Here is an 11,932-nt window from a genome sequence, read left to right on the forward strand (position 1 = left end):
AAACGGAGGTCATATAACTATGATAGAAAGAAAACCACGGCTGGCCGGGAAGGTTGCCATTGTCACAGGAGCCGGCTCCAGAGGACCAGGCATTGGTAATGGCAAGGCCACGGCCATTCTCTTTGCCCGAGAAGGAGCCAAAGTTCTGCTGGTAGATAAATTTGCCGATCGCGCTGAAGAAACCCATCGGATCATCCAGGAGGAAGGGGGAGAAAGTACCGTGTTTGAGGCCGATGTGACCCAGGAAAACCGGGCGCGAGATATGGTTGAATATACCGTAGAGCAATATGGAAGATTGGACATCTTACATAATAACGTTGGAGTAGGAATGCCCGGATCTGTTCTGGATGTGACCGAGGGGGATTGGGACCGAACCATGGCCATTAATCTAAAAAGCATGCTGTTTTGTAGCAAATATGCCATCCCCAAAATGATCCAGGGGGGTGGTGGCGCTATTATCAATATTTCTTCTGTGGCCGGAATGCGAGGCCACGGCCTTGTTGCTTACGCCGTCTCCAAAGGCGGTGTTATTGCCCTCACACGGACCATGGCAGTCCAACATGCCAGGGACAACATTCGGGTAAATTGTATTGCTCCAGGCCCTGTTTATACCCCCATGGTTGCCGAGAGTCTGACCGAAGAAGAGCGTAACCTCCGTAAGAACGCGGTACCCTTGGGCATCGAAGGTACGGCATGGGATGTTGCCTGGGCAGCTGTCTATCTGGCCAGCGATGAGGCACGATGGGTGACCGGTGTGGTATTACCGGTTGATGGGGGTTTAACAGCCACAACCCATCCTATTGTTACACGGATGACCTTCTCCGAACGGTAATCAAAACCTAAAGAAGGGCAAAAGCCTGCGGAGTGGATACTATCAATCAGGACCTTATAAGTTTCAAAAAAACCGTTGCTCCTACATCCAACTCGCTTTGAATTTCCATAATTCCTCCGTGGGCTTCTATAATTTTTTTGCATAAACTGAGTCTCAGACCGTAACCTCCGGTATCTTTGGACTGCACTGAGGATAAGCCTGAGAGATAAATAAATTATTTCCGAGTTGTATCAAATTGTAACGGAAACAGACGGAGTACTTTGTTTACTTGATTTTGGCCTCATAGGGCTGCTTTCACTTCCTAACTCCCCTCGTCCCCGCCTCTATCCCTTCCCTCCCCGTGGACGGGGAGGGAGCCGGGTTAAGCTGAAAAGCCCTGTCAGGGGCGAACGGTTGGTAGCCCCGACGAAAGTCTGGGGATTCAGAAATTCAGAATTTTTTCAAGCCCCCTGGCCGCATCCTGTTAAACAGGTTGCCCCGCTGGGGCTAACCTTCTTACCCCGGAGCCTGGATCCCTCGGCTCCTCTCCCATGCAGAATGGTTATTCAATTTAACTCTACAACATAGGGTTAAAATGTGAGGTAACAGTTTCATAAAACAGATGAAGAACTCCTCCTAAGGAATTATTTTATAGAGGGAATACAAGGGCAGACTTTAACGTAGAATTTAAGGGGAATTTCCAGGCAAAAGGAGGGTAAAGATGGTTCGATTCAAAAATCTTGTGGGGTTTATAGGTTTGATTTTAGCTGTTCAGTTTTTACTCCCTTATCAGGTTCAGAGTGGGGACAAGAAACTAAAAGTAGCCATGATTCTTCCCGGTCGAATCAACGATGTATCCTGGAATCAGGCAGCCTATGAGGGGCTTAAGCAGGCCGAGAAGGAGTTAGGGGTTGAAATAGCCTATACCGAGAATGTCAGTGTAGCCGATGTAGAAAGGGTTTTGAGAGAATATGCTACGGCGGGATACGATCTCATTTTAGCCCACAGTTTCAACTATGGAGATGCAGTATTTAAAGTCGCTCAAGATTTTCCGAAAATTAAATTTGGATGGGCTACCGGTTTTAAGTCGGCTCCCAATGTAGCCTTCTATGACTGGCCGGCCCATGAAGTAGGATACCTGGTAGGAATGCTGGCAGCTTCTATGAGCAAAACAGGGAAAGTCGGTGCTTTGGGGGGATTCGACGTGCCGGACGTTGTCCGGGCCTTAGAGGGTTTTAAATTGGGAGCCAAAGCAGCAAATCCTGAGATTAAGGTTTTCACCACGTATATTGGAGATTGGGAGGATGCTGCAAAAGCTAAAGAAGCTGCTCTGGCCCATATCGAAAACGGAGCAGATGTCGTTTATATTAATGGAGATGGAATCAGTTACGGAGTTATCGAAGCTGCCAGGGAAAAGGGAGTGTACGCCATCGGTGGCATTGCAGATCAGTATTCTCTCGCTCCGGAAACCGTTCTCAGCAGTACCGTGCTGAATGTGGGATTCACAATCAAAAAAATAATTGAGGACGTTCAGACCGGTAAATTTAAAGAAAGTTATCTGTATAGCTTAAAGGAAGGTGGAGTGGATATTGCCCCTTACCATGAACTGGAGAAAGTAATCCCTCAGGAAGTAAAAGATAAAATTGCCAAAGCTAAGAAGGATATTCTGGAGGGAAAACTCCAAGTACCGGATATTGTTAAACCAACGGAATAAGTAAGGGAGTGTAGGAGTATGGGAGTGGGGGAGTGTAGGAGTATGGGAGTATAGGGGTGAGGGAGTGGGGGGGATGAACGAGTCTCTACCCCCCTCACTTCCATACTTCCACACTCTCAACTTCCACACCCCCACACCTCCGCACCTCCATACCCCCATACCTCTCTATTTCCTTTCTCCTGTACTCCTACACTCTCATACTTTCATACTTTCATTCTTTTAAGGATAGATAAAATCACGAAGCGGTTCCCCGGGGTTCTTGCCAATGATCAAATTTCATTGGAAATCGAAGCTGGGGAGGTGCATGCGCTGTTAGGTCAGAATGGGGCCGGTAAGACTACGTTGATGAATATTCTCTACGGCCTTTATCAACCGGACTTCGGTCAAATCTATTTCAAAGATCAAAAGGTTAAAATAAGCTCTCCTCGAAAAGCTATTGAATTGGGAATTGGAATGGTTCATCAGCATTTCATGCTAATTCCCGACTTTACGGTTGTCGAAAATATCCTGATCGGCTTTAGGCAAAGGGGTCCCTTTTTAAATCTTAAAAAAGTAGAACAGGCTATCGCCGAACTTTCTCGCCGTTATAGACTTCAAGTGGATCCGACGGCCAGAGTTCAACACCTTTCGGTCGGAAGTCGACAACGGGTGGAGATTATCAAAGCCCTTTATCGCGGAGCCGAACTTTTGATTCTCGATGAACCTACCTCGGTTCTGACTCCCCAGGAAACCCAGGAACTTTTCCAGATCTTGCATACCCTCGCAACTCAAGGGAAGTCCGTTATTTTCATCACACACAAATTGAACGAGGTCATGCAGGTATGTGATCGGGCCACCGTATTAAGAAATGGAAGGAAAGTGGGGACGGTTAAAATTCAGCAGGGAGGGCCTGAAAAAGAAGTAACTAAAGAGAATCTGGCCCGGATGATGATCGGTAAAGAGGTTTCCCTGGGAACCGAAAGGATGGCACTTAAAAAGAAGCCTGTTCAGTTCGGTAAGGAGGTTTTAAAAGTCGAGGAACTGGAAACTATAAACGATCAAAATCGGCCTGTTTTAAAAAAAATTTCTTTTTCTGTCCGGGCGGGTGAAATTTTTGGGATTGCAGGGGTAGCCGGCAATGGTCAAAGCGAGTTGGTAGAAGTCCTGGCCGGTTTGCGTAAAGCCGTGGGTGGAAGGGTCTTCCTGAATGGTCAAGAAGTTCTGAATGAACCTCCGGGTAAGCTTTTGGAAAGAGGGATTGCCCACATTCCGGAGGATAGACTAAGGATGGGTCTTGTACTGGATTTACCCTTACCGGAAAACGCCATCCTGGGTTCTTTTCATAAAGCTCCTTTTTCCTTCAAAATAGGGAACGCTCTTCCTGGGCCTCGTTGGTTAAATTATACCGAGATTCGAAAGTTTACAGAACGCCTTATCCTTTCCTATGATATTAAAACCCCCCATCCAGAAGCTACCATGCGAATGCTTTCGGGGGGAAATCAGCAAAAATTTATAGTAGGTCGCGAACTTACCCGGTCTCCGAAAGTACTGCTGACCGTTCAGCCCACTATGGGTCTCGATATAGAAGCTACTGAGTTTGTTCATCAGAAACTCTTAGAACAACGAGAGAATCAGGTGGCCATTCTCTTAATTTCCACCGAACTGGATGAAATATTAGCCCTCAGTGATCGCGTGGCCGTCCTCTATGAAGGGCAAATTGTCGGACTCCTTCCTGCCGACCAGGCTGATAGAGAAATCCTGGGACGCTGGATGAGTGGATTATGAAAAAGCCGGTAGAGAAAAATGCAGGGAAAAACAGGAAAGTCCAGGAATGGAGAAGGGAGAGATCCCTCCTGTTCCTCTATTCCCCCCTTCTCTCATTTTTTCTTGGGATTCTACTGGCCTTCCTGCTGAGTAGTCTTCTCATAAGTTGGGTAGGTGCTAGCCCCCTGTTAGCCTTTAAAGCCCTTATTTTGGGGGCTTTTGGGAGTTTAAATGGCTTTACGGAAACCCTTGTTAAGGCGACTCCGTTGATGTTAACGGGACTTGGGTTATGTGTGGCCTTTCGAAGTAAAGTTTGGAATATAGGAGCCGAAGGTCAGATTCACCTGGGCGCTTTAGCAACCACTTTAATGGGAATTTACCTGCCCTGGTTTCCTTCTTTCATTTCCTTACCTCTTACGGGATTGGCTGGTTTCTTTGCCGGAGGCCTCTGGGCAGCCATACCCGGATGGCTCAAGATACGATGGGGAGTTAACGAGATTATTACCACCTTAATGATGAACTATATTGCCATTCTCGGGATTAACTATGCTGTTCATGTTCCCTTAAAAGAACCCGGTGGATTTTTACCCCAGTCGGCCTTGATTCAACCGTCTGTGGAACTTCCAATTTTAGTTGAACGAACCCGACTCCATGCCGGTATTCTTCTGGGAATTGCCGGAGCCGGAGCCCTCCACATCCTCTTAGCACGGACTACGTTGGGGTATCAAATTCAGGTTGTCGGTTTAAATCCAGATGCCGGTCGATATAGTGGAATTCCCGTAGGAAAAATTATCCTCATCGCCATGGTTCTCAGTGGAGGATTTGCCGGTTTAGCCGGTATGGGGGAAATTGCCGGAGTTCATCATCGCCTTCTGGAAAATTTCTCACCAGGATACGGATATACTGCCATTGTGGTTGCTTTACTTGCACATTTAAAACCTCTGGCTGTAATCTTAGTTAGTATGCTATTTGCGGCTCTCATTGTTGGAGCAGATACCATGCAACGGGTCGCAGGAGTTCCTAACTCTTTAGTATTGATTATTGAAAGCCTCATCGTTCTCTTTGTATTGGGAAGTCGTTCGTTGTTCCATGTTCGTTATCCGTTGCTTTTCGTAAAGGATAACGAACATAAAACAACGGATGGAAAGCTACGGATATCTTAACCCAAGCTTTTATTGTTGGAGTTCTAGCATCGGGAGTACGGCTGGCCGTTCCTATTCTACTGGCAGCTTTGGGAGAAATCTTTTCAGAAAGAGCCGGTATCCTTAATATCGGGATCGAAGGGGAGATGCTGGTAGGAGCTCTGGCCGGATTTCTTGGAACTTTTTATACCCATCATGTGGGATTAGGGTTCCTGATCGGAATGGGGGCAAGTGGAGTTTTTAGCCTGATTATGGGCTTTATAACTATTACCTTAAAAGAAGATCAGGTCATTACCGGAATTATCCTTAATATATTGGCCCTTGGATTAACGAGTTTTGTCTACAGGGCTTTATTCGGGACCTCCCGAACGCCTCCCAGCATAAAACCTTTAACTCCCCTTAAAATCCCGGCCTTAGGAGATATCCCTTACCTAGGAACCATCCTTTTTCATCAGAATCCCTTGGTTTACCTGGCTTTTTTATTGGTTCCTGTGAGTGCCTGGATTCTTTTTAAGACTCAATTTGGATTAAATTTAAGAGCCGTTGGTGAACATCCTCGGGCCGCAGATACGCTGGGAGTCCCGGTGGAGAGAATGAGATATATCGCAGTGATGCTGGGAGGGATCTTCTCCGGTCTGGGAGGTTGCTTTTTAACCCTGGCCCAGCTAAATCGATTTACCGACAATATAACTGCCGGACGTGGGTTTATTGCCATTGCAGCAGTTATTTTTGGAAAATGGAATCCTTACGGTGTTGCCGTTGCAACACTTCTTTTCGGAATCGCCGATGGACTTCAATTAAGACTTCAAGCCCTGGGTACCAGGCTTCCTTATCAGTTTCTCTTGATGCTCCCATATCTCTTAACCATTGTGGCCTTGATTGGAATCGTGGGAAAATCAAAACCCCCGGCGGCTCTGGCGGTTCCCTATCAAAAGGATAATTAACCATCAGCCATCAACAATTAACAATCAGCAATTAACAAATTTTTGTTTATTGCTCTTTGTTCATTGTTCCCTGAGTAAAGATGCGTCTTAATATCGTCATCTTTGTTTGTGGAGGCGTACTCATGGCTTTAGAGATCGTAGGAAGCCGGGTACTGTCGCCACATTTTGGAAGCTCTATCTATGTTTGGGGAAGCTTAATCTCCGTGTTTCTAGCAGCTTTGACGACCGGATACTTTTTAGGTGGAAAGGTAGCAGATCGGAGTCCACGCCTACAAAGTCTGGGACGGATCATCTTCCTGACCAGCTTTGTCATCTGGGCTATTCCCCTCTTTTCAGTTCAAATCATTACTTTTTTAATCAATATGGGATTGGGAGTTCGATTTGCCCCTTTGATGACCTGTCTTCTTCTCTTTTTTTTACCCAGTATGTTGTTGGGCATGGTTTCCCCTTATGGAATCCGGCTGGCAGCCGTAGAAGTTGCAACCATGGGAAATGTATCCGGAACTCTCTACGCCATCTCTACGGCGGGAAGTATTGCAGGAACACTGCTGACCACCTTCGTTTTAATTCCTCTGATACAGGTCCGAACCATTTTTTATAGCTTAGGAGCCGCTCTGATCCTCATTTCACTCCTTACCTTGAAACGAACTACCCCCATCCAGGCTACGGTACGCACAGCTATTCTGATCATAACCTGGTTTTTCTTCCAGGAGCTACCAGAACCCAGTATTATTTCACCGGATTTTGGCGAGGTTATTTATCAACGGGATACAGCCTATCATCGGGTTTTTGTAACTCAAAACGATCAATATCGCTTCCTGCGATTTGATCGCACCTGGCAAAGCAGTATGGATATCCGGGATCCTTACCGGTCAAAGTTTACCTACCCCGATTATTTTCAACTTGCCTGGATTTTTAAACCGGATATTCAAAAAGTTCTGATTATCGGTATGGGGGGTGGGGCTGCTTCCAAAAAATTTTATAAAGATTACCCTCACGTGAGGGTGGAAAATGTGGAAATCGATCCCGTGGTGGCAGAAGTTGGAAAGAAGTATTTTTATATCCCTGAAGACACCAGATCCCAAATCTTTATAGAAGATGGTCGGGTTTACGTGGTACGAAACCAGGGCCCCTACGATTTAATCATTCTGGACGCTTTCTTTGGTGAAACCATGCCTTTTCATCTGATGACCATCGAATTCTTTCAAATGGTCAAAGAGCGGTTGACCCCCCAGGGGGTTATCGCCGTTAACTTTCTGGGAGCATTAGGGGGTAAAAAAAGCCAGCTTTTTCGATCCTTTTTTAAAACCCTCAGTATGGTTTATCCCCAGGTTCTGGTCTTCCCGGAAGACTGGGAACCCGGAGACGATATGGAATTAGAGGGAAATTTGATTATTTTTGCTACCTTAAGGCCCGACCATCTCTCCAAAGATCAGATCGTCCAGACGGCAAAGAAGTTAAAATCTGGATTCGTTAAGGTACCCCGGCTAGATGAATTTGCCGAGAAGCTCTATACAGCAAGGATTGAAACGAAGGATGTTCCCATCCTGACAGATCAATACGCCCCGGTAGAAGCCCTTCGACAATTATAAGAAAAAAACTCTTAATAGATCTGAAAAAGATCCCCTCCGGGATAACTTAGTCTGGCATTCTTTTTGCTGTAATAAAAGAAGAAGATAGGACCCTAAGGAATCTAAAGAAATCCTGGTTAGGGATCATAGAGGTACTTAATACGCAAAGTTATTATCCTTTCTCATTCCTCAAGGCTTCTTATTCTTATATGTTTTCGTAAAAAATCTTTAGGAGGAGAAATCGTAGAGGGTGCCTTTATGATCAAAGGGTTACCAAGGGAGAGAAAAGGTATGAGAAGCTATGGAATCCTCTTATTAGGAATTCTTTTCCTTTCTTCTTTAGGAAGTGTCCCCTTTGTTGAAGCACGCACTTCGCAAGTTACCGTAGTGAAAGTTAAAAAGGCGCCCCGTTATTCAAGGGCGACCATTGCAAAGGCGCAGGCGCTTCTCAAGGCCCAGGGGTATTATACAGGACCCATCAATGGGATTATGACCCCTGCAACCCGAGCGGCCTTAAAGTCTTATCAGAGGCGGCACTATCTTACGGTAACCGGATATCTCAACAAAGAGACGATTCGATCCATGAAACTCGATCTGCGATCCTAGCCTTTGGCTTTCCAAAGGCGAAATACGGGAATGGGTAGGAAAAGATAGAGGATCTGATTTTCTACGGGAGATCCTATATTTTCTTCTGGACCATTTCCGGGAGATGAATAAAAAGTACAGGAGGTATCAAGTATGAAAAAAAGCGTTTTTATGTTGGCATTAACCCTCTTTCTTTCTTCCCTGGGGAGTAGTCTATGGGCTGCGGAACCATCTGGCCAAACGGTTCCCATGATGGGTGAAGAAAAGATGAATCTTTCCAGGGCAGATATCAGGAAGGTCCAAGAAATTTTGAAGTCTGAAGGATTCTACACCGGACCTGTGGATGGGATTGTGGGACCTTCCACCCGATCGGCGCTCCAAGAATATCAACGTCAACACAATCTTCTTATTACCGGACGTATCGATGAACAGACTATTCAGAGCATGAACCTCTCTATAACTCCCAAAGCCGGTACAGAGGCAAGGGAAGAGGGTCATAAAAAGGAAGGTGGGGCGGTTTCCACACTTAAAAACATTGGAACTACCATTAAAGAAGGAGCGGTAACAGGTGGAAAAGCCGTAGGAAAAGCAGCCAAGGGAGTAGGAGAGGAAATTTCCGATGCAACCATCACTTCGGCCATCAAGACCAAGTTTGCCAGCGATGACCAGATAAAAGCTCTGGATATCGATGTGGATACCGAAAACGGTGTTGTAACCCTCACCCCCCATGTTCCGGGAGTAAATATGGATAGAGCCGTAGAAATCGCAAGAAACACGCCAGGAGTTAAAGAAGTTCGAGTTAAACCCGTCGAAAGACGATAAGAATAACTCTGGAAAGGAGGTAAATCTCTACCTCTTCTACCCTTTCTACGTTGAACCTCACAGGTCTCCCCTCTTCCCCCGTTCCTAAAGCTTCGGGAGAGGAGGTTCACCGGAAGCTGGCCCCCTAAACCTTCTCGCTCCCCTCTCCCCCATCCCTTCCCTCCCCGTGGACGGAGAGGGAAGGGATGGGGGAAAGGAGCCGGGCGTGAGGGTAGAAAGGTACAAAGTATGACACTGAAAAAAAATCTTTACTTCTTAGTCCACAAGAAGTAAATCCTTTATAAGTTATAATACAGGTTAGAGGGCGGCCCTGAAGCCGCCTTTTTCTTTCCAGGGAGGATTTAGAAGCCTTTAGTAATTGTAACAATTTAGTAGATGGAAAAAGAAACACCCCCTGACCCCCCCCCCCTCTAATCCCCCCGTATACGGGGGGCTGGGGGACTGACGTGGGGTTGCTGCTGAAGTCCCCCTGGAAGGGAACACCTCCCCCAGTCCCCCCTCGAGGGGGGATTGGGGGGGGTTTAGACAGAAGAAAAAGTAACACCTACTAAATTGTTACAGGTACAAGCCTTTATTGTAGATTGTATTTGTAAATAGAGCTGCTATAATATAGTCAAAAGGGAATACTGTTTCCCTGTGGAACCACGGCATAAGCCGTGGAGATAGACCCTGCAGTTGCCTTGTTTAAGGGTAGTCCAGGAATTGCCCTCAGGGGTAACCCGGTAACATTTTCATAGTGAATAGATAGACAGGTCTCTTTTTATGGGTAAAGCCGATTTTCATTCGATTTGGAAATACAAACTGGGACCGGTATTAGGCTTCGCCCTTCTCAGTTGCGGGTTCTTTTGGTTTAAGGCGGGAGAGAAAAGTATTTGGGCCAAAGATATCGAAGGTATGCGGGCGGAGGTCGTGCGGGAAATGGTGACTTTGGGAGACTGGCTTATTCCCCATCTTAACGGAGAAATCCTGGTCACCAAACCCCCCTTTTATTTTTGGCTGGCCGGTTTTTGCTCTCTTCTCTCAGGAGAGGTCACCGAATATACCCTGAGTCTTCCTTCCGTCATCGGTGGATTTTTGGGTCTGGTATGGACTTTCCTCATTGGGCTCCAACTTTTTAATTATCGCATTGCCTGGTTATCCGCTCTTATATTGGCTACCAGCCCTTTGTATATCCTTATGTCACGCTCCATCAACCTGGATATGACCCTGGCCTGGTTAACAACGGCTACCCTAGGATGTTTTCTACTGGGATTTCAAAGCCAGGGAAAATCCGGTAGCCGATATTATCTTTGGGCCTTCGTGTTTATGGGATTAGCCACCATGACCAAAGGACCTGTCGGAGTCATGATTCCAGGGATTCCCATTCTGGGTTATTTAGGATGGAGGTTGATTTGGAAACAGGAGGTGGCAGAGAGTAAATCAGAGGAGGATGGCAAAAAGCAAAGGGTCGAGGAGAGTTTGTTGCGGAAACGACCCTTTACCCTTTGCCCCTGGCGGACTATTTTAATAGGAATCGGGATTTTCCTGCTTATAACCTTACCCTGGGCCATCCTGGTCTATTTCCGAGTACCTAACCTTGGAGAAATCCTTTATCTGGAAACCCTCTTTCGCTATGCACGTCCCAATTATCAGAATGCCAAACCTTTTTATTTTTATTTTATCGCCTTGCTGGAAGCCCTGGCTCCCTGGTCCTTATTTTTGCCGGCTGGGTTCCTGGCTATCGGGGAGAAATACAAAGCCAAATCCTACCCTTCTACCTCCTTACCTTCTGCCCTTGTTTTCCTTCTCCTTTGGATCTGGCCTAGTTTTTTTATATTTTCTATAACCAGCACAAAGCGAGACTACTACCTTCTTCCTCTCTGTCCGGCCCTGGCTTTATTGGTTGCATGGATCTGGGATAACTATCTGACCGGTCAGGCTTCTGAGAGACAACAAAAACTTTTCTCTTTCGCAATCCTCAGCATTGCAGGTATTTTTCTCTTAGGACCTATGGGGATCCTCATCTTTGTTTATCTCTTTTTCCCAGATCTGGTTAAGATAGCCCTTGTTCTATGCCTCATATATGCTGTTTTGAGTAGTTTCCTCCTTATTCTGTTCCTTAAATCAAAAAATTCAAAAACCCATTTTCTCCGATTTCGAGGGTCCCTTGTCTTCTCTGTAATTATACTGGCCCTTGCCGTTGGTTGGGGAACCTGGTTTACCGTAGGCCTTCCAAAAATGGATTCTTTGAGAACCCGTAAGGAGTTCTTTCGTGAGGTGGCCTCCCGGGTTGGTTCTCACCGTCTGGTCAATTACCGATACAATGGATACGATCTTCAGTTTTATGTCAAACGAATAGTTCCTATTATTCAAGAGCCTGCTCAACTTTATGAACTTCTAAAATCGTCCGATTCGGTTTACATTATTATGGAAGATACCCATTTTAATTCTCTTAAACTAGAAGGATTCAAAACGATTCTGATCCGTGACCGAAGGGATCCGATTAATCCTCAAAAGGTCAGACGAATGGTTTTAATATCCAATTAGCCCATGGTTTATTGTCCGTTGTTTGCTGTTTCAAAGTCGTAACCTTTGGACAGGCCTGATCTGGCTTTGATTGC

At 46.0% G+C, this 11,932-nt stretch carries 9 protein-coding genes; all 9 read left to right on the top strand.

The features are described 5' to 3' along the window. Positions 1 to 19 precede the first annotated feature (19 nt). The 9 genes from VNM22_16475 (at position 20) to VNM22_16515 (ending at position 11,858) form a co-directional block, all read left to right on the top strand. Positions 20 to 832, top strand: coding sequence for an SDR family oxidoreductase (locus VNM22_16475; GenBank protein ID HWP48753.1), 813 nt, complete (start codon positions 20 to 22; stop codon positions 830 to 832). Positions 833 to 1,532: 700 nt separating this feature from the next. Beyond that, positions 1,533 to 2,525 (top strand): BMP family protein, encoded by a 993-nt coding sequence (locus tag VNM22_16480; protein ID HWP48754.1) that lies wholly within the window; start codon positions 1,533 to 1,535, stop codon positions 2,523 to 2,525. Between the two features lie 279 nt (positions 2,526 to 2,804). Beyond that, positions 2,805 to 4,289 (top strand): ABC transporter ATP-binding protein, encoded by a 1,485-nt coding sequence (locus VNM22_16485; GenBank protein HWP48755.1) that lies wholly within the window; start codon positions 2,805 to 2,807, stop codon positions 4,287 to 4,289. Beyond that, entirely contained in the window at positions 4,286 to 5,431 is a 1,146-nt protein-coding gene (locus tag VNM22_16490; protein HWP48756.1) for an ABC transporter permease, read from the top strand. The genes VNM22_16485 and VNM22_16490 overlap by 4 nt, the downstream gene beginning before the upstream one ends. 11 nt (positions 5,432 to 5,442) lie before the next feature. Then, entirely contained in the window at positions 5,443 to 6,354 is a 912-nt protein-coding gene (locus tag VNM22_16495; protein HWP48757.1) for an ABC transporter permease, read from the top strand. Between the two features lie 80 nt (positions 6,355 to 6,434). Further along, positions 6,435 to 7,946, top strand: coding sequence for a fused MFS/spermidine synthase (locus VNM22_16500; GenBank protein ID HWP48758.1), 1,512 nt, complete (start codon positions 6,435 to 6,437; stop codon positions 7,944 to 7,946). Positions 7,947 to 8,216: 270 nt separating this feature from the next. Further along, positions 8,217 to 8,531, top strand: a complete 315-nt coding sequence (locus VNM22_16505) for a peptidoglycan-binding domain-containing protein (GenBank protein HWP48759.1) — start codon at positions 8,217 to 8,219, stop codon at positions 8,529 to 8,531. Between the two features lie 132 nt (positions 8,532 to 8,663). Next, positions 8,664 to 9,332 carry a peptidoglycan-binding protein gene (locus tag VNM22_16510; protein HWP48760.1) on the top strand — a complete coding sequence of 223 codons (669 nt, stop codon included), beginning with the start codon at positions 8,664 to 8,666 and terminating at the stop codon, positions 9,330 to 9,332. Positions 9,333 to 10,094: 762 nt separating this feature from the next. After that, a complete protein-coding gene (locus tag VNM22_16515) occupies positions 10,095 to 11,858 on the top strand; it encodes a glycosyltransferase family 39 protein (GenBank protein HWP48761.1) in 1,764 nt (587 codons plus the stop codon). Positions 11,859 to 11,932 lie beyond the last annotated feature (74 nt).

The sequence above is a fragment of the Candidatus Limnocylindrales bacterium genome, assembly GCA_035559535.1.
GTDB lineage: Bacteria > Moduliflexota > Moduliflexia > Moduliflexales > JAUQPW01 > JAUQPW01.